This window comes from Gracilibacillus thailandensis (genome assembly GCF_010994055.1).
GTDB classification, from domain to species: domain Bacteria; phylum Bacillota; class Bacilli; order Bacillales; family Amphibacillaceae; genus Gracilibacillus; species Gracilibacillus lacisalsi.
On the sequence record NZ_WJID01000009.1, the window covers coordinates 1 to 26,250 of the forward strand.

17 protein-coding genes are annotated in these 26,250 nt (G+C 36.8%); 1 reads left to right on the plus strand and 16 read right to left on the minus strand.

Annotated elements, in window-relative coordinates; all coding sequences use genetic code 11:
* Positions 1 to 188 precede the first annotated feature (188 nt).
* The 4 genes from GH715_RS03805 to GH715_RS03820 form a co-directional block, all read right to left on the minus strand.
* Positions 189 to 2,216, minus strand: coding sequence for a beta-galactosidase (locus GH715_RS03805; protein WP_153834310.1), 2,028 nt, complete (start codon positions 2,214 to 2,216; stop codon positions 189 to 191).
* Positions 2,217 to 2,417: 201 nt separating this feature from the next.
* Positions 2,418 to 4,118: an ABC transporter substrate-binding protein gene (locus tag GH715_RS03810; protein WP_153834311.1), complete on the minus strand. Its 1,701-nt coding sequence runs from the start codon at positions 4,116 to 4,118 to the stop codon at positions 2,418 to 2,420.
* Positions 4,119 to 4,168: 50 nt separating this feature from the next.
* Positions 4,169 to 5,053 carry a carbohydrate ABC transporter permease gene (locus tag GH715_RS03815; RefSeq protein WP_018931109.1) on the minus strand — a complete coding sequence of 295 codons (885 nt, stop codon included), beginning with the start codon at positions 5,051 to 5,053 and terminating at the stop codon, positions 4,169 to 4,171.
* Between the two features lie 21 nt (positions 5,054 to 5,074).
* Positions 5,075 to 5,935: an ABC transporter permease gene (locus tag GH715_RS03820; protein ID WP_228760245.1), complete on the minus strand. Its 861-nt coding sequence runs from the start codon at positions 5,933 to 5,935 to the stop codon at positions 5,075 to 5,077.
* A 651-nt stretch (positions 5,936 to 6,586) separates the two neighbouring features.
* Here GH715_RS03820 and GH715_RS03825 point away from each other — a divergent pair.
* On the plus strand, positions 6,587 to 7,486 hold the full coding sequence (locus GH715_RS03825) for a nuclease-related domain-containing protein (protein ID WP_153834313.1): 900 nt from the start codon (positions 6,587 to 6,589) through the stop codon (positions 7,484 to 7,486).
* A 202-nt stretch (positions 7,487 to 7,688) separates the two neighbouring features.
* Here the strand turns inward: GH715_RS03825 and GH715_RS03830 are convergent, their stop codons facing one another.
* The 12 genes from GH715_RS03830 to GH715_RS03885 all read right to left on the minus strand — a co-directional run bounded on the left by GH715_RS03830 (position 7,689) and on the right by GH715_RS03885 (position 26,240).
* Positions 7,689 to 9,032, minus strand: a complete 1,344-nt coding sequence (locus tag GH715_RS03830; protein ID WP_153834314.1) for a DUF4340 domain-containing protein — start codon at positions 9,030 to 9,032, stop codon at positions 7,689 to 7,691.
* Entirely contained in the window at positions 9,019 to 9,705 is a 687-nt protein-coding gene (locus GH715_RS03835) for a YesL family protein (RefSeq protein WP_153834315.1), read from the minus strand. The genes GH715_RS03830 and GH715_RS03835 overlap by 14 nt, the downstream gene beginning before the upstream one ends.
* Before the next feature lie 12 nt (positions 9,706 to 9,717).
* Positions 9,718 to 11,199: a response regulator transcription factor gene (locus tag GH715_RS03840; RefSeq protein WP_153834316.1), complete on the minus strand. Its 1,482-nt coding sequence runs from the start codon at positions 11,197 to 11,199 to the stop codon at positions 9,718 to 9,720.
* Positions 11,200 to 12,999, minus strand: coding sequence for a cache domain-containing sensor histidine kinase (locus GH715_RS03845; protein ID WP_153834317.1), 1,800 nt, complete (start codon positions 12,997 to 12,999; stop codon positions 11,200 to 11,202).
* 70 nt (positions 13,000 to 13,069) lie between these two features.
* Positions 13,070 to 15,322, minus strand: coding sequence for a glycosyl hydrolase family 95 catalytic domain-containing protein (locus GH715_RS03850; protein WP_153834318.1), 2,253 nt, complete (start codon positions 15,320 to 15,322; stop codon positions 13,070 to 13,072).
* Between the two features lie 5 nt (positions 15,323 to 15,327).
* On the minus strand, positions 15,328 to 18,123 hold the full coding sequence (locus tag GH715_RS03855) for a beta-glucosidase (protein ID WP_153834319.1): 2,796 nt from the start codon (positions 18,121 to 18,123) through the stop codon (positions 15,328 to 15,330).
* A gap of 126 nt (positions 18,124 to 18,249) precedes the next feature.
* Entirely contained in the window at positions 18,250 to 19,035 is a 786-nt protein-coding gene (locus GH715_RS03860) for a Nif3-like dinuclear metal center hexameric protein (protein WP_240469341.1), read from the minus strand.
* 320 nt (positions 19,036 to 19,355) lie between these two features.
* Positions 19,356 to 20,354, minus strand: coding sequence for an endo-1,4-beta-xylanase (locus GH715_RS03865; protein ID WP_153834321.1), 999 nt, complete (start codon positions 20,352 to 20,354; stop codon positions 19,356 to 19,358).
* Positions 20,355 to 20,373: 19 nt separating this feature from the next.
* Entirely contained in the window at positions 20,374 to 21,291 is a 918-nt protein-coding gene (locus GH715_RS03870) for a carbohydrate ABC transporter permease (RefSeq protein WP_153834322.1), read from the minus strand.
* Between the two features lie 13 nt (positions 21,292 to 21,304).
* Positions 21,305 to 22,273, minus strand: coding sequence for an ABC transporter permease (locus GH715_RS03875; protein ID WP_153834323.1), 969 nt, complete (start codon positions 22,271 to 22,273; stop codon positions 21,305 to 21,307).
* 225 nt (positions 22,274 to 22,498) lie between these two features.
* A complete protein-coding gene (locus GH715_RS03880) occupies positions 22,499 to 24,220 on the minus strand; it encodes an extracellular solute-binding protein (protein WP_153834324.1) in 1,722 nt (573 codons plus the stop codon).
* Positions 24,221 to 24,479: 259 nt separating this feature from the next.
* Entirely contained in the window at positions 24,480 to 26,240 is a 1,761-nt protein-coding gene (locus GH715_RS03885; RefSeq protein ID WP_153834325.1) for a sensor histidine kinase, read from the minus strand.
* Between the last annotated feature and the right edge of the window lie 10 nt (positions 26,241 to 26,250).

Sequence of the window (26,250 nt, forward strand, 5' to 3'; positions counted from 1 at the left end):
TCTTTGCTTACCAAAGTTAGCTTAGGCGAAAATCCCGTGAAAAGGGAAGTGGGCAGCCGCAGCGATGGTTTCCTGTACAAGCTAACTTTCAAAATAACTACTGCATTTAACACAGTCATTGCGCTAATTTTCCATATAAAAAAACTAACGATGAACCCATATCACCGTTAGTCGTACGTCGTAATCTATTAAAGACTTAAAATTAATGTATCTTTTGCTTTTATTTCAGTTTCACCTGTATATTTTTCACCCGTTAATAGATTTGTATAGGTCTCCTCACCTGTATCAAAGGTTGCTGACTTATTATTATGATTCATTACAAATAAAATCTTTTCATCAGCTTTGTTTCGTGCTATAACTTCAACACCTTGTGCAGAATCTAATTCACCTCGTATATTTTTGTCAGCAGCAATAGTATCGACAAAATCTTGGACAAATACTTGATCAGGACTAGAGGCGATATAGTATGCATGACCTTCTCCGTATTGATTTTTTGTTAGTACCGGCATGCCTTTATAAAAGTCTGAACCATATGTTGCCAGTACATCCGCACCTTCAGCATGAATCAGATCAAATAATATGTTGCATTTGTACTCGCCCGATAGTGACCCTACTTTGTCCTGCATGACAATCTCGTTATAATTAGATGGCTCTAATGCATCAATTTCTTCAGCCCATATTCCAACTAAATCTCTTAACTCTCCTGGATAACCTCCCAACGTGACAAGATCGTTCTCGTTAACGATGCCGCTGAAGAAAGTGGTTACGAAGGTACCACCTTTTGCAACAAACTGCTTCAAGCGATCAGCATGTCCTTCTTTTACCATGTATAACACTGGCGCAATCACAATATCATAATCACTTAAATCTTCTTCTACACTTATCATGTCGACTGGAATATTACGTTGATAAAAAGCATCATAATATTTATGCACTTCTTTTACATAATCTAGTGCTATAGAAGGTCCGCTTGATAATTGAATGGCCCAGCGATTTTCCCAGTCAAAGACAATCGCTACCCGGGCGTTCACACGACTATCGATAATTTTATCTTCTAATTGCTTAAGTTCTTTCCCTAATTCAGCGGACTCACGGAATACACGTGTATGTTCATGCCCAACGTGTTCAATCACTGCACCATGATATTTTTCCGTAGCACCTCGTGAACGTCTTAATTGGAAAAACATCACTGTATCAGCACCATGTGCTACCGCTTGATAACTCCAGAGGCGCATAACTCCCGGTCGTTTTAAAGCATTGTATGGTTGCCAATTTTGCTGGCTTGGTGTTTGTTCCATCAGCATAAACGGTTGACCACTTCGAAGACCTCGCATTAAATCATGGGTCATCGCTGTCATACTTTCTGGTGTATCGATCGAAGGATAGTTATCCCATGATACGACATCCATCTCTTTCCCCCATTTGAAGTAATCAAGCTCAGGATACAGTCCCATTAAATTGGTTGTTACCGGAAGGTCTGGTGTATGTTTCTTTAATGCATCTCGTTCTAGTTTAAACACATCTAATAAACTATCAGACTGGAAACGACGATAATCTAGTGAAATACCTTGGAAATTAGTGTTTTGGCCTCCTTGCCATTCTTCACTTAAACCATTTGGTGCCACAATCTCATCCCACTCATAAAAAGTGTGACCCCAGAATCGTGTATTCCACGCTGTATTCACTGCATCAAGTGTCCCATATTTGTCTTTTAGCCATACTCGGAATGCCTTTTGACAATTTTGACAATAGCAATAACCACCATATTCATTGGAAACATGCCAGATTAATACAGCAGGGTGATTCTTATAGCGTTCTGCTAACCTTTCCGCAATACGTTCTGCATATTTGCGATAGGTCGGACTGTTTGGGCAGGAGTTGTGTCTACCGCCAAACTGCCTTTTTCTACCTTCAAAATCCACTCGTCTAACATCCGGATAGCGCTTTGCCATCCAAGCCGGATGCGCCGCTGTACTGGTTGCAAGACAAATATAAACACCATTTTGGTATAAGCGATCAATTGTTTCATCCAACCAAGTGAAATCATAGGTATTTTCATCAGGCTGATTTAATGCCCATGAGAAAACATTAACGGTTGCCACATCAATCCCCGCAAGTTTAAACATTCTGATATCTTCGGTTACAGTTTCTTCATCCCATTGTTCTGGATTATAGTCTCCTCCATACCATATTTTTGGTAGTTTTTCATGGATCATTTTGGTTCCTCCTCTAACTATTTATGTATAGCAAGTATTCGACAGATCAACGATAAATTCCTCTACTTTATTGCGATTCGTTGTAAATTTATCACAGTGCTAATTTCGCTAATCAACGACCAACATCTTCAAACCAATCTCATCCCATAATAGATGAAGCCTGAGACCACTTAGGTGGAATCAGGCCCATCATCAATCAGATTACTTTGTACCCCATAGTTCCATAACATCTAATGTTTTTTGAGTCATTAATTCATTTGCTTTTTCAATATCCATTGCTTCCAACTCTTCAATCATAGCATCCCATGCTGCATCAAAGTCTGCTGGATCACCTAAAACGGCTTGTGTTATTCGTTGCTCTGTTAAGTCGTCTGCTTTCTGTTGGATAATCTCTAAATCACTTCCTGATTCGATGGTATAATTCGCCGCAGCACCATGTTTAGAAATTCCTAATTCTTCTGCCGGTGGGAACCAGTCCGTCCAGTTTTCCATATCGTATTCAGCTACAACCTCTTTTTCGGCCTCGTTAAAGTTGTCAATAATATCTTGCTCAGAGTTTGGTGTGATCGGCTGACCGTTAGAGTCCACTGCTCCATTACCCCATTGTGGGAATGGATAGATATAATAGCCTACACCTGTTTCTTTAGCATAGTCACTATCGGAATTCATTCGTTCACGATCATCTTCGTGCATCACTCGTTTTCCGTCTACAATATCGTAGTTTTCGCCTTCAATTCCCCAGTTAACGAGGATCTGCGCTTCTTCTGATGCCATCCAATCTAAAAACTCGAATGCTTCTTCTTGATGTTCACTGGTGGAAGAAATGGAAATCCCCCAACCTCCAGCAAAACCGTAATCTTTTAGACCTTGTGACTTATATTCTTCACCTAACGTGACAGGAAGTGGTGCGTACGTTCTCCATTCTTTTCCATCGGCTACAAGTGCTGCATCTGCGTCAGTAATATTCCAATTTTGATCAGCAATACTTAGTACACGACCAGATGACAGCTTCGAAATATAAGTGTCGTATGTGTGTGTAAATGACTCTGGGTCTAATAGCCCTTTATCATTCAGGCCATTTAACCATTTAAAATATTCTTTTAATTCCGGTAATAAGAACTTGTAAGTTGTTTCACCTGTTTCATCATCTATAGCCCACTGACCATCATCAGGAATACCTGCTGCAAATCCTGCCGGGTTACCTACCGTAATTAACCAACGCCAGTCACTACCTAATAGAGATAACGGGATCGTTTTTTGACCATCGATTTCTGGGTACTTTTCGTAGTATTCTGTGATTGCTGCTTCAAAGTCTTCTAATGTTCGAATTTCAGGATAGCCAAGTTCACGTAAGACATCTAACTGTATTTGGAAGGTACCACTTGTTTCCCAACGTGCTTCTTCCACACCATAAGTACCAACGTTATAGATACTTGGGTCGTCTATTGAGTTGCGTAAACGATCGAGTTGATCGCCATACATTGCTTTTAAGTTGTCACCTTTTTCTTCAATCAAATCATCTAATTTAATTATACCGCCAGCTTCAATCAGCTTTCCAATATCACCTTTTGCGAAAATTAAATCTGGATAATCACCACTTGCAATCATCAATGGGATCGCTTCATCATTCCCACCAACTGGATAATCCATTTCCAGTTTTATACCTGTTTTTTCTGTAATTTTTTGTGCTACTGGATCGTCAAATGATTTTTCTTCGCCATCAGCATTGAAATAAGTCAATGTCAACGGCTCATCACTTGAGGAATCACTTTCACTCCCTTCTGTTGCATCGTCACCTTCAGCGCCCGTATCTGATTCTGAATCATCACTACAAGCGGCTAAGAAAAGTACTGCAAACATGAATAATAAGGATAAAGATAAGATGGATAGCTTTCTCTTCATGTTTTTCCCCTCCGTTTTTAATAAATTTTTATATTAATTTTCATTAATACCTAGCTTTTGACTGCGCCTAGCGTTAGTCCTGTTACAAAGTATTTTTGCAGGAACGGATATACCATTAGGATAGGTACCGTTGCGATAATCGTAATTGCCATTTTAATCGATTGCGGATTGGTCTGTCCGGCTATGACCTCGGCATTCTGTGAGGTAATATCCCCACTTGAGATATTAGCATTATCTAATATTTTCATTAATTCAAACTGCAACGTCGTTAAAGCCTCGCTACCTCTAGCATATAAATACGTATCGAACCAGCTGTTCCACTGCATAACTGCAAGGAATAAAGCAATCGTTGCGATAACTGGTAAACATAACGGAATAATAATTCTGGTAAAGATAACAAAATCATTGGCACCATCCATTTTGGCTGATTCTTCTAGAGCTGTCGGTAAGTTATCCATAAATGAGCGGATAATGATAACATTAAATGCAGAAATTAACATCGGCCAAATATAAACGCCAAAGTCATTAATCAAACCTAGCTGACGAATTAGCATATACTCCGGAATTAATCCTCCACTAACAAACATTGTTAATACTAGTAAAAAACCTACTAAGCCATTAAAAACAAAATCTCTTCTGCTTAACACGTAAGCAAGCATCGTACTTGCAATAATACCTGTAATGGTTCCAACTACTGTTCTTAAGATCGACATAAAAAATGCTTGCAGCAGCCTGTCATTACTGCCGAAAATCTCTTGATAATTAGCAAATGTAAAGTCACGGGGCCATATATGAATTCCACCCTTAGCTGTATCTACCGCATTATTTAACGATATGGCTAGGATGTTCAGGAATGGATAAAGTGTAATGACTACAATGAAAAGCATAAAAATAGTTAAAATGATATCAAATGTTGTCCATTTTCTTTTTTTCATTTGATGTGACACTCCTTTCTGCTAGAATACACGTCCTTCACCTATTCGTTTCGCAAAACCGTTACATATTAAAATAAGAATAATACTTATAACGGATTTAAAAATCCCGATTGCAGTACCGAATGAATATCGGAACATTCCTATACCATAATCTAGTGCATATAAGTCAATAACCAAAGCCTTTTCGGCGACTATATTGTTCCCTAATAGCATTTGCTTTTCAAATCCGATATTGATTAAGTTACCAATATTTAAAATGAGTAATACGATGATAACGGGACGAATACTTGGTAAAGTAATATGCCACATCTGTCTCCATCTACTTGCTCCATCTACTTTCGCTGCTTCATAGAGCTGCGGATCAACACCAGCCATTGCCGCTAAATAAATGATTGCGTTCCAACCAGTCTCTTTCCAAACATCAGCAGCCGTTACAATCCCCCAAAACATATCAGGTTGTGCCATAAAGTTAATGGGTCTATCGAGAATACCTGAACCAACTAACAAGTTGTTAATGATTCCTTCTGGTGAAAGCATAGTGATGACAATATTGGCAACAATTACCCAAGATACAAAGTGAGGTAAATAGGATATTGTCTGTGTCCATTTCTTTAACGTTAAAAACCTAACTTCATTGAGGAGTAAAGCAAATGCAATAGCTGATAATGTACCGAACACCAGCCCAAAAATCCCCATCCCCAATGTATTCTCTAATGCTCGATAAAACATCGGTTCATTGAAGAGGTCTTTAAAATGCTTGAATCCTACCCATTCTTGCTCAAAAATACCTAATTGCGGCTTGTAATCTTGAAATGCCATCACCCAGCCTGCAACTGGAATATATTTAAAAATTAGTAACCAGATAACAAAAGGAAAGGACATTAAGAATAACGCCTTTTGTTTACTAAACTTTTTAAAGAAGCCTTTATTACCTGGGTCTGGTCCGCGCTTCTTTCCTTTATGTGAAGAAAAGCCTGGCTTCACTGGCGTTTGCAAAGGTGAGTGTGACTCAGGTAGATTCGGTTGTGCCTCTGCAGCATTGTTGATTCGACTCATTTTATCTCTCTCCTAACCTGTCAACCCTATATTGAAAGCGTTTTTTTAACTTATTATTATTATATTAGAAACCGCTTTCTCAAAAAACATAAGAAACAAGACATAAAAACAGGTAAAAATGAGAGGTGGAATTAAATACCTGTTATAGTAATAAGTTTGACTATGTCCAATGAGGAGGTTTTAAATTTAGCTAATCTCTTATCCTAGTCTTACTTGAAGCTTGAAATGAAGACTTACACACGGTTAGCACTGATAATATAGGGGAAAGGGGATACTTAGGAAAGATTGAAGAGTGTAAAATAAACGAAATCGTAAAATGATACCGTTCATCTGTAAAGTTTTGGCTTTTTCTACGTGTGAAAATTAATTTTTCTACTGTTTTGACCGATTACTTTTTCTTTTTTACCACTTTGACTTTATTCATTTTTTGTTCAATAATACTTGTCGTAATACTTAACTTTAGAAGGGAAGAGAAAATTGAAGCCAAGATTAAAACCACGTGAATTAGTCCTTTACGAATACCTCAAAAGACGTCGATCATTGTCAAAAGAAGAAATAAAAAAATACCGAAGACTAGACAGAGGTTATCAAGGCGAAGTTCTTTTTGACCAATACCTAGAACGATTATCAAGCAACTTCCTATTACTCAAAGACCTTTGGTTGTCCCATCACAACAGAGCCTTTCAACTGGATCACATCCTTCTTTTCCATAATACCTTGTACATATTTGAGATCAAAAATTACCCAGGTGAATTTTATTTTCAAAATGAACAGCTATATCTTGATTCTGGAGAAGAGATAGATAATCCTCTTATCCAATTAAGAAGAAGTAAATCATTGCTTCGTCAACTTCTTCAACAATTAGAATGGGATATACCAGTAGTGGCAGCAGTTGTTTTTATTAACCCCGAATGTTCCCTCTTTCAAACACCCAGAAATTCCAATATTATATTACCAACACAAATAAATCGATACCTACGTCAATTCGAAAATGAGGTGCCACTAAATCCAGCGATGCACCATGTAATGAATCATTTAGAATCGGTCCAACTTGAACATTCTCCTTATGAACAGTTGCCTACATACCATTACAATGATTTAAAAAAGGGAATCCCTTGTACATCATGTGATTTTTTTATAACCATAGTAGAAGGTAAAAAATGCAGATGTCAGAACTGCGGTCAATCAGAATTCGTCCAAACTGCTATAATTAGAAATGTTGAAGAATTTATGTTTTTGTTTCCAGATGAACGCGTGACAAGTGAGCAAATCTATGCTTGGTGTCGTCTACCGATTTCCCTTGAACGAATAAGATATCATTTAAAAAAGCACTTAAAATCAAAAGGAATAAAAAAAGGAACCTATTATATACAATGATGAAGCCTGTTCACCATTCTTTTTCCGTTGGCAAGTTAATTACCAGGAAAACTATTAATTATAACAGGGAGTTTTCCCTGTAAAAGTGAAGTAACAGGGAAATCTGCCAATTCAGAATAGGAGATTTCCCTATAAAAACATCGTTACCGGGAAATCTATCAAATAGAAGTAGAGGTTTTCCCGGTAATAAAGTGAGCGAGCATCATGATCCAGTTTGTACTGCCCACTCTATTGCTTGATGCAGTTTATCTTTTGCAATGGTGAAGTCAATTTCACTGCTGTTGTTCTTGATGATTGCATAATCTGTATCTGATATTGCATGAAATGCTATCGTGTTTTCAATTGATTGATTGTTCTCGTCTGTGATCAAATAGTTTATCATTACTTCCGGCTCATCTTTCACCGTTTCTCCCTTATAAGCTTGATCAAATGTTAGCCCTGCCAATTGTTTGTAATCATCGCGGAAGGTGTCGATGTCTAGCTCTTTCCCGTCATGGAATACAGTTGTTTCCACCTCTTCTTCTGCATTTTCCTCATGGTTCATTGAATATTGTATACTCTCCTCTGGTGTCTCAATCGTTAATTCATCGATTACTTCTAATGAAACGATATGGACAAAATGATCAATCATATCATAAGCCTTGTAACTGTATGGATCTAGTAATTCTGTAGGTACCTTATACACTTCTTCCTTACCATCAACTTGGACATAATACTGATTATTTGCAGCAGGATCACCGATGATCAGCTTTTCTTCTTCTTCCCCATTCGAAAATATAATCGAAAAGTCAGAATCCGCTAAGCCGTATTGGTCGTGGCCATCGACAGTTTCTACTTGTTCGATGCCATCTACACCAACTACCATCTCCTCTGCATTGGAAAAGGCAACACTATAAACATGTTGATAAGGCTCATGCATATACCAGCCACTAAGGTGTGCTAATGATTCTTTTTCTGAAAAAGGGGCCTCCTTATTCAACTTAATTACTTCTGTTCCATTGTCTATTTCGATTTCTGTAATATCTTGAGAAGAAATGGTTAAAATTTTATTATCCAATAATGCTAACCGTTGCAATGGAATCATTTCCACCGATGATCGGTCCACTAAATAAATCGTTTCTTTTTCTTTATGTTCAACATAATAGCGATCCCCTTGGTCATGCATTTGACCTATAGCAATTCTCTGCCTATCATCTTGCTGATCCATAAAGGAAACAACCACTTTCGGAAAATCTAGATTGACATTTTTCTTCTTGACTTCAACCGCTTCCCCTGTCATTTCTTCCATTGCTAATAGAAAGCTATCTATTTTATCCGTATCTTCTTGTTCCTCTGCGCCCTCAACTTGCCATCCTTGATCCGATTTCATTAAAGAAATATCCTCACTTGCCAACACATCAATGGCAGTTACTTGTTCAAAATCATCAATGAGCTGATCAGACTCTGCTTCTGTTTCTTTTTTGTCCTGATTTACTAAAACGAATAACAAGACAGTTAATGCGACAATACTGATGATCACATAAATTAAAATGCTAGTTTTCTTCATATTCCATCCCTCTTTGTGCCAATTGTTCTTCCATCAACTGAAGTGGCTTTCGCATATTAAACATGATAAAAAAAGCTGCTGCACTCATACAAAACCAAACGGTAATCCCAGGAGCAAAATAATAGATGATTCCCAGTGAGACCAAGGTAGAAATATGAAACAAGGTCGTCTTAAAATAACGGAAGACCGCATAAATCGATACAATAAACAAGTTCTTTAATTTCACTTCAAACCTTGTCAAAATTGGAAAAGCGTAAAGACAAACAAACAACGTAAAAATTAATAAAATTAGAAATACTGGAGATAGCACTGCCAGATAATGATTCGCATAATAAATATCTACTATTAAAATCGTCATAATCGTCAACTGAACGAGCCAGTATTTGGTTGCAATGCTGAAATTATTTTTGTAATAGCTCCAGAAATCTTTTGTCGGACTAAGGTCACGTTCGCGAATCATTTTTCCCATTGTTGCGTATAAGGCAGCCAAAGAAGGGCCTCCTGGTAATAACGCAATAAAAAAAAGGATGATATTTTGCACGGACATTTCAACAAACACAAAAGCTAGTAAAAACAGGAGATTAGCTAGCATAAAATGAATATTAGTTATGAGAAAGTAATAAAAATATTGAACACCTATATATAATGGCCTTTCTGTTACTGTTTGTGCCATCGACATCCCCCTTTAAGCGTGTTGTTTCCGCTGATTTTTTTGATACTCTTTTGGACTAACACCTGCATATCTTTTGAACTTCTTATAGAAATAATCATTATTGGAATAACCTACTTTTTCTGAAACTTCGTATACTTTCAGCTCCCTTTCGACTAAGAAATATTTTGCTTTTTCCATTCTGACTATATCGAGATACTGATGAAAATAATACCCTGTTTGCTTCTTGAATTTTTTTCCTAAATAAGAGCGGTTGTAACTGAACAAGTCAGCTATTACTTTTAAATTTAAATCCTTATAATAAAACTTCTCGACAAATTCAACGATTTTCTCAATTGTATTTTCTGAATTACAAGCAAATCCATTGATTTCAGAGGCTGCCTTGCTAAGTTGGTTCTTTAGTGAAGACAGCAGTTGTTGCAATGTCTGAGACGCACAAATAATATTGGCCATTTCTTCATTGGAAGGTATATGAATATCTTGGTTTGCTCGCGATAAAATCGTATAAATATCTTTGGTGATTTCAATTAATTCAGCAGTAATTCTTTGTGGCTGGTATTGTTTGGCTTGATAATATTTTTCCATTTCTTCAAAATATTTGTCTAATTTATTATCATCTTCAAATTCAATCGAACGACATACTTCTTCTACCCAGCCGTCTGGTAAACTAGTTTTCTCTGAAATCAGTTCTTGCTTAGATAAAACAGTTGTATTGCTATAACTGAAGTGTAAGTGTTGCAACTGCTTCAGTTGGTTGACCATGTCTGGTAATCTTTCAATGGTTGTTCCTTCTTCTATGAGCTGAAATTGATGTTGTTTAGCTGCCATTAACCGGCTCATTGATTGGAATAACCGTTTAATAGAGGCAACTTCACCATTTTTAAAAAGTAGATACATAACTTGATCGATCCAAATATATTTGAAGAGTTGATCCGACTCTATCTTTTGTTCCACCCAGTTTTTTTCTGGTCTTTCGATAAATGTGACACTTGCTATATGGAAAGTCTCATTTTGATACTGGTTCAACCTGTGATGTTTTTTTCTCCCTTGTAATAATTGCTTCCACTCTTCATTCTCTGTCATCGTCTCATATTCGTGTATTTGTGAATGCAATAGATACTCACTCTTGCATTTTTCTTTAAGCTGACGAATAAGTGGGATCAACTCCTCTTCATCAACTGGTTTCAGTAAATAGGATTCCATCCCAAGACGAATGGATTGCTGTGCATAAGAAAAATTGGAATAACCAGATAATACAACAAACTTACAGGGATAACCTTCATTCTTCGCTTGCTTTACCATATCTATTCCACTTAAGCCTGGCATCCGAATATCTACAAAAACAACATCGGGTTTTAACGTTCTTATTTTCTCTAAGCCGACTTTACCATTTTCCGCAGTACCTACCACTTGATAACCGTAGTCATTCCAATCAATAATGGAAGCAAGACCTTCTCTTATCAACGGTTCATCATCTATAAACAGAACTTTTAACATTCATCCTACCCCCTTCTCATGTTTAATTTTAGGTATTTTTAGGGTCATCGTTGTGCCCAAGCCTTCAATACTATCCATCTCAATACCATATTTTTCTCCGTAATAAAGCCTTAACCGTTGATGGACATTGTGCAAGCCAATTCGATTACCATCTGAATAGTATTCTTCATCGTTCAATCGTTCTCTTATTTCACTGAGACTTTCTTTCGGAATGCCAACACCATTATCTTTTACTTCTACTTGGATATATTTATCCTCTTCTTCCATCGTTATCTTAATAAACCCTTGCTCTTCTTTTGGCTCAAGCCCGTGAATAATAGCATTCTCTACAATAGGCTGAATCAATAACGGGAAAATATAATAGTCTTCTACTGCATCTTCCACTTCTAATTGATAACTAAATTTCTCACCGAAACGCAATGTTTGAATTTCTAAATAATGATGCATAAGAACTATTTCGTCAGTAATCGGAACAGGACGATCCGTTCTTTCTAATGCAGAACGCATCATTTTGCTTAACATTTTTACAATTTTTGCGACTTCTGGGTCCTTGTTTAAAATTGCCTTCATTCGGATCATTTCTAACGTATTGTAAAGAAAGTGTGGATTAATCTGACTAGCTAGCATTTTAAAATCCATTTCCTTTTGCTTGCGTTTCCAAGTTTCTTCCTTAATTTTATGAATATAGACTTCATCAATGATTTTCTGGACACTTTGGGAAGTTGTTGCTAAGTCGTGGTAAACCTCACTAATTTCATCGTGTCCATTTATCTGTTGGTTAACCTGAAAATTACCTTTTGCTACTTGATACATCGTTTGCCTCAATTGCTGAATCCGCTTATGAAAACTTCTGATAAAAATACCGATTAACAGAATCGATACCGATAACGCGCCAATGATCACCAAAAGTCCTCGTGTATAAATAGCATTTGGTTCCTTCATCACTTCTTCAACTGGAATAACGGACGAGACTTGAAAACTATTATCCAGCGATTTATCAGGTCGAAAGTCGTGCTGGTTTATTTTGACATGCTCCCCTTCAAACTCTGTATCCATCACATCATTTCCGGATGCACTAGATTCTTGATTGAAAAAAGTAGCTTTGTTGCCAATATATTCACGCTCTGTACTATATACGATCGTTTCTCGATCTAAAGTGATATAGGCTTGATATGGCTCTCCTTCCACTACTGATTTCAGCATATCCGGTGAAACGTAAATAGCTAATACTCCTAATAAATCATTACTTTGACCGTATACTGCTCTTGTTAACGCTAATAATTCCTGACCAGTCCAATAATCCTCCATATAAACCCATGATAAACGTCCACTTTTTTCAACTGCTTCCTTGTACCAATCCTCTTGTTTTACGATGGAATCCGCATAAATAAAGTGTGAATCCGTTATCATATCTTTGTTCATAAAAAATTGAATAGTTTCAATTTCATCGTAGTATTTCAGAAAATCGTCGAACACCGGATAACGGTTATAGGCATTGTAAATTTCTAATGTCGATTCATAGTCATTTTCTAACAACTCTTTCATATTCTGATTGATGTAAACCATATCTGCAATACTAATAACACGATTAAAGATCGTTTGTAATCGTAATTCGAGCTTATCTACATTCGATTCGGCTTCACTTAGTGAATGATTTAATACAATATCTCTCGTACTATCATTCAAATACGCACCGACCAAAAGAACAGGTATCGCTGTGACAATCAGGTAAATGCCTAACAATTTATGCTTTACTTTTAAATAGTCAAATAAAGACATGATTTTTTTCTTTAGGAACATTTGTGATCCCTCCTGTCACAGCTTCTTTTTACTTATTAGCTAGCTTTTTTTGATTCGTTTCATCACCTGTTTACAAATTTATCTGAAATGAAACTGGTTTATTTCGCTGTAGCATGATAGTTTGCTGATTTAGCTCCACTTCTGGATAAAGCGGCAAATACATTTTTATCTCCTGATCGATTTTGCTGACGATTTGTAGCTCTACGTGTTTTGTCTCTAAATTCCAAGTCAATTTATTCACTATCATTTGATTTGGCAGGTGAACTCCTTTCATTTCTCCTTTTGCAATCGAAGCCGGAAGGGCACCTAATAAGGTTAATCTGCCATTGCTGAAATCAACTAACATCTCATGAACGACTTGTGGTAATGCTCCGTTTCCATCAACATTGAAGATTTGCTGTTCATTATAATGTGACATCATTAATGACGAATAGAAACAATGATGATCAATCAACAGACGGAAAATATCATCCAATAATTCCGGCATATGAAATTGAGTAGCACACAAGGCGGAATGCATTCGACCATGGGTAGAGGAGGTGTCTCCCTCTTCATTTAACAACCATGCTTCCAAGCGCTTATTAAATGCGGTTCTGGCAGCTTGCCACATTTCTGGATTTGTCTCATCATTAAATTCCCTGCTTTGAAAAACAGGATAAAGGTGAGAAAAATGACGGTGGTTATAATTTTCACCTTTTTCTGGTGTTAACCATTCTTTCAATGCACCCTCTTCGTTTACCTGATAAGTAGGTAGTTTATTTTTCATTTCTTGACATTTCTTTATCTTTTCTGCTGGATAACCTAAAATTTGATAAGCTTCACTTAAGTTTGTTAATACTTCTTTCGCGACCGCTATATCTTGTGTTGCATTATCCGCTGCTCCATTTTCTGCAGAATAAGAAGGGGTAAAGCGATAAGTTCCATCCGGATCTTCAACAAGAAAATCTTCATAAAACAAGACAATCTCTTCTAAAAAAGGTAACGCCTCATTTTGCAAAAACAGTTTATCTCCTGTAAAGCGATAAAATTGATAATACCAATGTGCTAACCATCCTGCACCACACGTCCATAAATGTAAAGGCCATTCTTGATTCCAGTGAACATGTTTACCACTGTTACTGGCGTGAATCGCTGCCATAACACCTCTGGCACCATAATACTTTTGGGCATTTTCACGAAAACCTGGCATTAACTCTTTTATTAAGCGGAAATATCCTTCCAATCCTTCTAATAGATTACTAGAAAGTGCCGCGGCAATTGATAATTCTACATTGGTATCAAAAGTAAAATCACCACTCCATGCCGGTTCAAACGTCCCAGTCCAAATCCCTTGTAGATTGGGAGTGAGCTCACCAGCACTACAAATATACATATATCGACCGGCATCGTACATTTTTTCTAATAAAACAGGCGTGATCTGCCCTCGTTCTTTTGCCTTCTTTACTAATGACCAGATCGATTGTTGTCGTTCCTCGTCTCTAGCTAACTTCAACTCCACGCGTTGAAACATTTCCTTATGAATAGCTGCATGTTTAGTAAAAAGACGAGAATATTCATTAGATAAGTTTATTTTGTTTCGAATTATACTACGCTTCGACTTATGCCCGTAAGGTAAAATTTCCATACGAATAAGTACCGGATTCGCACTATTCAATTCAAATCCGATCTCATTAGCTAGTGGTTTGATCCCTTCAGCTTCTACTTCAATCATTACATCATATCCACCATCACTATAACGATAGTCAAAATGCGAATGGATTATTTTCTGGTCGACCTGACTTATTTGGCTCATTTTAGGATGTTGGTAATCTTCTAGCTTTATTTTGTAACTGCCGGGACTTAGAGAATGAATAATTTGATTGCAGTCCTGTGATACAAATGTTTTTCTATAGTAGCTTTTCTCTTTTACTTTATAGGAGACTACTAACTCCCCTGTCTCGTAATTAATACTCCGCTTATAATCTGAATAGTTTTGATGATCTGTTTCCACATGTAAATGAAAACCTGGATGCGATGGGTCACTCATCGTTAACCCTTGGTAACCTAGTTCTGTCGCCTTCTGATAATAATAGGATATCGCTTGTTGATATCCATTTTCGCGAATAATCGCTCGCATTTCTTCTAAATACGGGGCCATATCTGGTAAATCATAGCTGTTACCTTGTGGTAAATAAAGTCGACAATGGTTGCCGATAATAGTATCTTGAACAGGGTCACCGAATACCATTACTCCATGACTGCCATTCCCACTTACTAAAGCATCCTCCCATCTGGAGGCAGGTTGATCAGTCCAGATACCTCGTTTAGGTAATTGATGTAGCAATGTACTCATCCTTCCACTAATTGTACTGATTGAATCGATAAATGATCGATTTCGAGTATCATAGTGATTGGATCACTATGCGCCAAATCTAGCTCGATTATTTCATCTGTCCATTGATTGCTATCGATACTTTTCACAGCAACCGGTGACGCTTCTCGGTCATTGAAGAAAACATGAATCTGACCTGCCGCACCTTTCACTCTTACTTTCAATTTTGCATTTGGTTTAGATTGAACATTCTGAAACAGAATCCATCCTTGTTGTTCAGCTGTAACACAAGGTTTTTCCATTTCTCCTTTTGTTAACGTAATATTTTCATAATCATCATAGTTTTCTGCTGGTGTTGTTTCTGCCAGTGAGCGTTCTGTGATCACTTCACCTTCAACTGCTATCGGATCAGAAGTGAAAACAAATTGTTCACTTGATTGACCAATAAGGAAACGAACGGTACCTTGTTCAAGGACAAACTGATTCGTTCGGACATCAAATACTTGCAATTGATCTGAATCGATAGATAATGTGACACGTCTTTCTTCATCTGGTACCAACAAGACTTTTTCAAACGCAACCAATTGTTTATTAGCTTTCGAATAGTAGCCTTCCGTTATCGTTGCATACACTTGCACAACTTCTGCTTGCGTAAAATTGCTTTCATTTTTCAATGTTAATGAGATGGACAACTCTTCATTTTTTGCTATTTTCAATTTATCAACCGTGATATCTTGATATGTGACGGTCCCGTAACTTAACCCGTGACCAAATGGATACAAAATATTCGAGTCAGCATATTGATAAGTGCGCTTTCCTTTACGAATATCATAATCTGTAATATCTGGTAGTTGGTCCGCACTTCTGTACCATGTCATGCTAAGTTTTCCTGAAGGATTGTTTTCTCCGAAGATCGTTGCAGCTAAACTATTGCCAAGTTCTTGCGAGCCATGTGAGCTATAAAGAATTGCCGGAATGTTATCTTGTTCCCAATTGATCGCAAATGGATAACTAGCCGTTACGACTAATATCATATTGGGGTTCGCCTGATAAACAGCCTGAACTAGCCGTTGCTGGTAGTCTGCCAGTTTAATATCCTCTCTGTCTTCTGTTTCTTTACCATTTATCATGGGGTGATTACCTACATAGACAATGGCAACATCACTTTCCTTCGCTTGATCCGCAGCTTTTTGTATACCATTTTCAATGATCTTTTTCTTAAAAAGTGTATGCTCTGTTTCGTTCACTACTACGTTGCCTTCTGCTATTGTTAACGGGTAACCGTTCCAACTGCTAAGTGAATACAAGTCCTGTCCATTTGTTTGAACACTTATTTTTTCACGATTAAACCAGTCAAAAACCTCATCTTTTGTAGCTGAAAAAGTACTAGCTTTATCAGTTTGGGTTAGGTAACGATTTGTTTTCACACTTTTAAAGACATGCCAACCATTTCCCCAGTCTTCATCCACTAATACCGCAGATTCTTCATCATATCCCATAACGACCCATTGATTTTCTTCATTCAATCCAACATGATTGCTCGATTCATTCGGTTGCCAGATTATACGATCAAAACCATCATGATAAGTGATATCGACATCTGAAAGGTAATTTTCGATACCTGCTAATGGTGTTACTTTATAGGGTGGGTAACCTGTATACCAATCTCGAAAAACATCATTAGCTGTTGGACCAATAACAGCAAGTTTTTTCAATTTATTTTTTTGTAAAGGTAAAAACTGTTGATCATTTTTTAATAATACGATCGATTCATCAGTTGCTTTACGAGCAAGTTTACCGTGTTCCTTACTACACATCACATCTAAGGGTATATTGTGATATGGATTTTGACTTGGATCATGATCAAAGTGCCCTAAGCGAAAGCGTACACGTAACATTCGACGAATAGCTCGATCAATATCATCAGGTTGGATCAATTCTCTGTCGAGTGCGTTCCTTGCTGCTTCCTCGACAATCTCCTTGCGATCTACGAAACAATCAATTCCTTTGATCAATGCATCTGCTAATGCCTCTTCAAATGTGTGATAATATTGATATTCATCTACATTTAACGTCAATGCGCCACCATCACTGACAATAAACCCATCCATATTCCACTCATCTCGGACAATCTCTTCGATTTCATGTATTTGCATACAAGGAATACCATTGACACCATTATAGGCGGTCATCATAGATAAAGCTTTTGCTTCTTTAAACGCTGGTTCAAACGCTTTCAAATAATATTCTTTTCGATTACGTAGATCAATACTGTTTGATGTATCTTCTCGTCCTTTTTCATTATTATTCCCGTAAAAATGTTTCGGTGCTGCGACAAGTTTCACATAAAAAGGGTCGTCACCTTGCATCCCTTTAATTAGTTCTTTGGACAATTGTCCTGTTAAATAAGGATCTTCTCCATAGGCTTCTTCTGTTCGTCCCCAACGAGGATCGCGTTCCATATCAATCGTAGGCGCCCATAACGTCAGACCCGTTTTTTCGTTCTGAAGTTGATAGAAAACTCTTGCTTCATCTCCTATCGCGCTTCCTACTTGATGCATTAAGGCTTTGTTCCACGTACTGGATAGTCCGATAGGCTGTGGAAATACTGTCGCTTTGCCTCCTTCACGATCAACTACTCCATGTGCTGCTTCACCGCCTACTGCATATTCTTTGATTCCTAATCTCGGTATCGCACTTTGACTCGTACTTAACAGCGATATTTTTTCCTCCAACGTTAGCGCTTCCATTAATGTTGTTAATCGTTGTTCTAATGATAAAGATGGTGATTGAATCTTTTCTATTAAACTCAAAATCTCACACCTTCCACTAAATTTTTAAAGAAATCGGTTTCCTTTTTAGCTGATAAAACTTACTGTCATTATAAATAAATTAATTTAAAAAAGCAATGACAATTAGAATGGAAGTTTTAACTTATCTTAGATTATGTAAAATCGACTTGCTGTTGGTATGAATGTAACTGGAACATCCGGAAAGGTATGTTGTAATTGGTTAGCTAACCTCTTCATGCCAGGATCTTCACTTTCTGCATGACCTAGTTGAATCAATCCTTTGGAAGCACCTTGCTGGATTGCATCCCAAACAAATTCGGGTGTTTCCCACTCCGGTCCTTCTCCGTAAATAACAAGGTCGACCTTATCTAACAATGGTATTGTATTTACCCCGTTTCCCCGGTAGCCTACGAGCACAGCTATCTTTTCACATTTTATATATGGATTACCTACAAACCGTATATTTTCAATCCCCAACTTCTCTTTAAGATAAGAAGCAATCTGTACAGGTGTTTTATTGGGTATATGTAGAATACTATGGGATGGTGCGTTTTCGTATACATATTGCTGCCAATCAAGGGACTCAATTAAGCCTTGTGTAATCCCATCCGGATCAGAGCGATGAATCGCATCATGATTACGATAAATGGCAAGGTTAGTCTCTTCAATGATTGTTTTCTTTTGTTCGATTAGACTCATATTTTTTTCTAACAAATGGTTGGAATGGTGTTGATAAAATAAGCCTTCATGTGTAATCAACAAATTGGCGTTTAGATCAACTGCTTTTCGAATTACATCTAAACTAGCCATAAAGCTGACTACTATCCCTGTTACTTGATCTTCCTTATTTCCATATTTCAACCCATCCACTGTTGATGAATCAAGGCTAATCCCCTTCTCAATCTGCTCCATAACATCTTGAATAGTAACCATCATCTCAACTCCTTTTTTTGGCCTTATAGTTTGAACCAAAAGGATCAACTATCAACTTTCAAATTATACAGACTCATAAATAAGAAAAGCGTAGAGCGCCCGTTTAGAAACGTAGCGACTGGAACGAATTAACTGAAATAAAGGAATCACGGTGAGTTCACGAGCCGATGATGACTTATCGTAGGGCAATTCGTGAAGTCGCCTAGTTTCTGGGCGCTCGGAGCTAGACATCTGCGCAAAATTTATACTTTCCTATATTAAAAGTATAAACCCGTTCCATCATAATTGAAACGGGTTCATACCAATATAACTAACTATTTTTAAGTTCGGTTGGACATTATTTTCTTCAACACTTCCTTTGGCTGTTGGTTTTCATCAAATAAGAATGGCCAGTTTTTCCGTCCTTTTACGGGAAAATCGTTCAGCCATGTATAATCATCTGCCACTCCCCAGAACGTTACAGCTCCGATATGCTTCTTATATTCTTTAAAAACCTCAAAGAATTGTAAATATCTCTCCATTTGCAAGGCTTTCATTTCCTCTGTTGGCTCGGTTAAATCTGTCCGCTTATCATCGAAAGCAAACATCGATACATCCATCTCGGTAATTTGTACTTCTATACCTAAAGATGCATACTTTTCAATCGCTTTACGGATATTGTCCAGGGACGGATCGTAAATATTCCAGTGAGCTTGCATGCCGACTCCATGAACTGGTACGCCTTTATCCTTTAATTGTCTGATTAATTGATAGATTTTATCTCGTTTGCCCGGATTTGATTCATTGTAGTCATTATAAAGTAACGTTGCATTCGGATCTGCTAGATGTGTATATTCAAATGCTTTTTCAATAAATGACTCTCCAAGCACCTGAAACCATTTGGAGTCACGATAAAATTTGTCCGCTTCATCGGCAATTACTTCATTGACAACATCCCAGCTATAAATCTTGCCCTTATACCTGCCAACAACCGTATCAATATGATCTTTCATTCTTTTTAATAAGGTTTCGGGATCTACAAGTCTGCCGCTTTGTTCAAAAATCCAATCACTTGTTTGATTATGCCATATTAACGTGTGACCTCTCATTGCTTTTTGGTGTTTTTCTGCAAATGCTACGATTTTATCACTGATTTCAAATGTATATTCATTTTCATTCGGATGAACACTCTCAAACTTCATTTCATTTTCTGCTGTTAAACTATTAAAATGTTTTTTTATTACTTCTTCTGATGAATACATGGTCCGTTGGTTAATCGCTGCTCCCATTTTGAAATCTTTCTCAAAATGCTGATAAAGACTAGTTAGTTGTTTTGTCATTAGCGTCACTCCTATATTTCTATTTTACTGCTCCAAGAGTCATCCCTTTAACAAAGTATCGTTGCAAGAATGGATAAACCATAATTATTGGTACACTTGCAACAATCGTCATCGTCGCCTGAATCGATTTCGGTGTTACCATATTGGAGTTGCCGTCAGCTGAGTTAGCAAAGGCAGATGCCATATCACCACTAGAGGTTGTACTAGAATTTTGAAGTATTTTCATTAACTCATATTGTAGTGTAGTAAGATGTTCTTGACTTGAATTATATAAGAACACATCAAACCACTGATTCCATTGAAATACTGCAACAAATAGTGCAACCGTTGCTAATACCGGCAATGATAATGGTAAAACAATCTGAAAGAAAATTCGAAAGTCACCTGCACCATCAATTCTTGCTGATTCAAAAATACTGTTCGGCAAACCTTCAATAAAAGATCGCATAATAATTAAGTTAAAGGCACTGATTAATGTTGGTAAAATGTACACCCAAAAAGATCCGATTAATTGTAAATCTCTCATTAATAGGAATGTTGGAATTAACCCACCGTTAAAATACATCGTCATTATAAAAATAATCGTCACTGACTTTTTAAAGATAAAATTTGGTTGAGCAATAGCGTAAGCCACCATAGCGGTACAAAATAATCCGACACCTGCTCCGACAAGGGTTCTTAATACAGAGATAAAGATAGCCTGATAGATAGCAGCCTTCTCAAATACGTGCTCATAGTTATGCCATGTAAATTCTCTTGGCCATAAGTAGATGCCGCCACGAACAGAATCTGTCGCATCATTTAAAGAAATCGCAATTTGATTTAAAAATGGATATAACATTAATATACAAAGAATTATCATAAAAATAATGTTTGATGTATCAAAAATGATATCTTCTTTTGTTCTCATAAAACTTGCTTTTTTTCGTTTAAACATGGATAGTCCCCCCTTAATAAAGTCCGCCTTGACCCATTTTCTTCGATAATGAATTGGCTGCTATTAGGAATATAAAGCTGATAACAGTTTTGAACATACCTGCTGCAGTCGCTAATGAAAAGTTAAACATCGATATACCATATTTAATAACAAATACATCGATATTTTCTGAGTATTCAACGTTTTGACCATTTCCTAGTAAGTATTGTGGTTCAAAACCAGCCTCTAAAATATAACCAATATTCATAATAAGAAGAACGATGATAACAGACTTCATCCCAGGAATAGTAATATGCAAGATTCGCTGAATCCGGGAAGCTCCATCAATTTTCGCTGCTTCATATTGCTCCTGATCGATCATAGAAATCGCAGCCAAATAGATAATCGCGTTCCATCCAACATTTTTCCACGTTTCCGCAGCACCTAAAATCCCCCAGAAGTATTCACCTACACCTAACCAAAGAATTTCTTTGTCAATTAATCCTAATCCCATTAGCACCTCGTTAACGATACCTTCAATAGATAGCACAGAAGAAACTAACGCTGCAGCCACTACCCAGGATAAAAAGTGTGGCAGATAACTAATCGTTTGAACTACTCGTTTAAATTTCATATTAGATAATTCATTAATTAATACCGCTAGTGTGATTGCTGTAATAAATCCTAATACAAGATTGATTAAACTTTGTGCTAATGTATTTCGTAATACACCAAGAAAACGATCATCCGTGAATAAAAACAGGAAATGTTTAAACCCTACCCATTCCTGATCAGTAAAACTTAATGCTGGTTTATAATCTTGAAAGGCCATGGTCCAGCCCCATACCGGTAAATATTTAAAGATAAACACCCAAATAACAAAAGGTACAGTCATCCAAAGAAGTGCCTGTTGTTGTTTGCATTTCTTTAGAAAGCCTTTCAGACCTTTATCATCATCTGCTTGTGTCATTGTTTTTGTTTTAATACTTGATTCTGATTGCATTGATAGTCCCCCTTTTCTTACTTTTAAAATTTTCTTTATGTTTTCGGACCATCAGGCAAACGTAATCGTTCGCCTAATGAACAATCGTTGCATAAGATTGCTTCATTCTTATCTGAATGGTCCGAAAACAACAAAGAATCTTGGCTGTTTGAAAAACTTAGCTAAGTAGTAAAAAGCGGAAGGCTGATAAAAGAAGTCAGCCTCCCTCTTCAACTTTTTAACTACTTACTCTGCACTACCTTCAACAAGTGCTGCTTTGTTTTGTACAAAATTTGTAATTACTTCTTCATAAGCTTCATATGGAAGGCTAGAAAACTCATTTGTATAAGCTTCCCACTGTGAATCGAATTCGCTTGGATTCGCGAAGATAATCTCTGGGAACTTACGTTTCATTAAATCGTCTAACTGTTGTTCATAAAGCTGTGCTTCTGATCCTGTTTCAATTGGTGCATCATATGCAGGATACCAAGGTCGTTCATCTGGTTCTGAAAATGCTCCTGTAAATGTGTCAATTTCATACGCTTCCAAAAACTCTTTATCGCCTTCATCATACATTAAGCTAGCAACTGCCTCTTGTTTTGGAGGTTCAACTGCATTTCCGTCCTCATACTCACCATTCATACGCGGCCAGCCCCATTCGAAATATGAGAAGCCAAATTCATCACGGAATTCAGTTTTGGATGTTTCATCTATTTGTTCTTCCGTACGATAATAATGTCCATCATCATCGACCTCATAAGTTTCCCCTTCAATACCCCATGTAATTAATTTTTGTGTTTCTTCCTTAGCAATATGATCAAGGTATTTTATAATACGGATTTGATCCTCTTCAGGCGTACCGACTGTAATACCCATACCAGGTGAAGCAGTAAAACCGATTGGATCAAGATATTGGTCTTTCGTGTCTTCATCAAAAACTACCGGAAAGCCCATATAATCGTTATATGGATCATCATCTTCTTCTAATGTGTTTAATGCTTGAGCTGCTTGCCAACGATAGTCGAAGAAGCCAACCACTCTACCTGAAGTGATTTTTGCTAGATACTCATCATAGTTTTGAGTAAAGGCTTCTTGATCAAATAAACCTTTGTCATTCACTTCGTTTAATTTCTGCAACCAGCGTTTTGTAATGTCTTTATCGTTGTAAACTTCCGCTTCACGCGTTTCCATATCAATTAAAGCTCCACCATCATTTGGATACCCTGCCAAATGCATAGGTTGGTTGGATAGTGCGAAAAACCTCCAGTCATGTGTTAACGCAGTAAATCCAATTGTATCTGCACCGTCAATTTGAGGATTTTCACTAGCGTACTCTTCAATAATATTGAAATAATCATCTAGCGTTTTGGGTTCTGGATATCCCAGTTCTTTAAGTACATCACGTTTTATCCACCAAGCTCCTTGATTCAAGTTTGCTGGTTTTCGGTAACCATGTGGTGCACCAGAAGAAATAACATATATATTCCCATCATCACGTTTCATCAATTCCCAATAAGGCTCATACATTTTATATAAGTTCGGTGCATGTTCTTTAATCAAGTCATTCAATGGAACAAAACCACCTGCATCAATCACTGCATCTGTTGACTGTTCTGCATTTAATAATGTTGGATATTCACCACTTGCAATCATCGTTCCAATCTTTTGGTTTACATCCCCAACAATGTGCTCAATGTCAAAATTCACACCTGTTTCTTCTTCAAACATCTTTCCTAGCGTTGTCTCAGCTGTATTGATATCTTCTCCTGGACCAGATGCATCAAAGAAATCATACGTGTAAATCTCTCCATCATCTTCACTATCACTTTCTTCATTACTTGACTCTTCAGAGCTGTCATCGCCACTATCAGTAGAGCCTGTTTCCTCACTATCATCGCTACACGCTGCTAATAGTAACAATAGTGCGGCAAGTAAACTTAGTAGCCATGTATTCTTTTTCCAACCCATAAACTAATTCCCCTTTCCTTTTTTAAAGTTTCTTTTTTGTAAGCACTTTCATTGTAACGTGTAACGTTTTGGTTTGTTACCCATCAAAGTTTAGTTGAAACTTTGAAAAATAAACTTTAATAATCTATAGTTCATATAGTTTTGGTAACTTTAACCAAAAGAAAGAGACTACCCATAAGATTAGCTCGCTACTTCGTAACGGGAATAGTCTCGTTTCCACGGACAACACTTGCTCCGTCTTGATAATTCCTACTAAACCTTACTGGACAGTCCCTAGTGTTTGAACATTAACAGGTATTTTAAGATAAACGGTTGTACCCTGACCTTGTGCTGTTTCAATCTTTAATTCAAAATCATCTTGATAATACATTTTTAACCGCTGATAAACATTCCTTATACCGATACTCTCCCCTGTAATTTCATTTTCTTTAAAGGAATCAACAATCTCATTGTACATACCTTGTTCCATACCAATCCCATTATCTTCTACCATACAAATAAGATGGTTATTATCCATTTCAATTTTCATATTGATCTTGCCGGTTGTTTTTAATGGTTCAATCCCATGAATACTGGCATTTTCGATAAAAGGGATAATCGTCATATTTGGTATTAAGACATGTTCCGCCACTTCCGATAGTTGTATACTATATTGCATCTTGTCAGCAAAACGATATTTTTGTATTTCTAAAAAGGCTTGGATTAATTGCACTTCTTCTTTCGCCGTTACAAAGTCTTTATCCCATGTAATCGAGTTTCTTAACAGTTGTGCCATATTACGAATGATTTCAGCCGTCTCATCCTCTTTTTTCAATAAACTTCTCATTCTGATCGTTTCCAGTACGTTAAATAAAAAGTGGGGATTAATTTGACTTTGTAATGCTTTTAATTGCGTTTCTTTGTTTTGTATTTGTAAATCTTTTTTCTGAATCCGTGCAATGTAAACATCATTGATCAAATCTTTAATCTTCTTAGACATTCGATTAAATTCAGTTGTTAATACACCTATCTCATCTTTATAAGGTTTTCCAGGTATTAGTTCGAAATTTTGATTTTTGACTTGTCTCATTTTCTTCACGATCGTGTTTAGGCGAAAATGAATATTACCAGCAATATAAACGATAAATAAGGTCGGGATCACAAAATTCCATAACGCTAAATATAAAATAGACGGAATCGACTTTCTTACTTCTGCTAACAATTGATCTTCCGGCATGACACCTACAACTTTCCAATCATCTATATATTGTACCGGATAGGATTCTTCTAATACAGTAGCATGGTTAGGAATCGAAATAGTATCAAAAGCAATATACTCAGACTGCCACGGAACAGATTCATTCGTGGTATATTCGATGTTATTTTCCTCATTTAACAAATAAATATCTCCCTCAAATGTTTCATTTGCGAACAGTTGATGAATAAACCGATCATTTAAATTAATCATAATAACCTTTTCGTGTGATGAAGTATCACTTGAGTCTAAAGCTCTTACGACTACAAATTGGCTTAAATCACCATTTTCTGCAGCACTCCTTGTTACAACTGGGTATTTTTTTCTCGTTTCAAGTGTTGATTGATACCAATGTGACTCCTTTACTAAGTCATCAATCGCAAATACTCCACCTGCTGTAATGACTGTCGGGTTGTCTGTATATAAATAAATGGAACGAATCGAAGAATATACTGGTGTATATTTATTAATGTCACGAAAATTATTATTATATGCTAAGATAAAATCTACTGGTGACTCATACGTAGTATCCAATAATTGATAGACAAACGCATCAGCATAAAGAACGGATGCTATTCCGACAGCATCCTCAACTCCTTGTTTAAAACTGTTTGCCACTTGCCGTAACGCCAGTTCATTATCATGTATTTTTTGGGTACGGACATTTTCAGATGTCACATTATAGAAGATAACATTCGTGAGTACAATCGGTAAAAATACGGAAAACATATAGATTAATAATAATTTATTGCGAATGCGAATATCATTTAAGTGAATTTTTTTCATAGGAACCCTT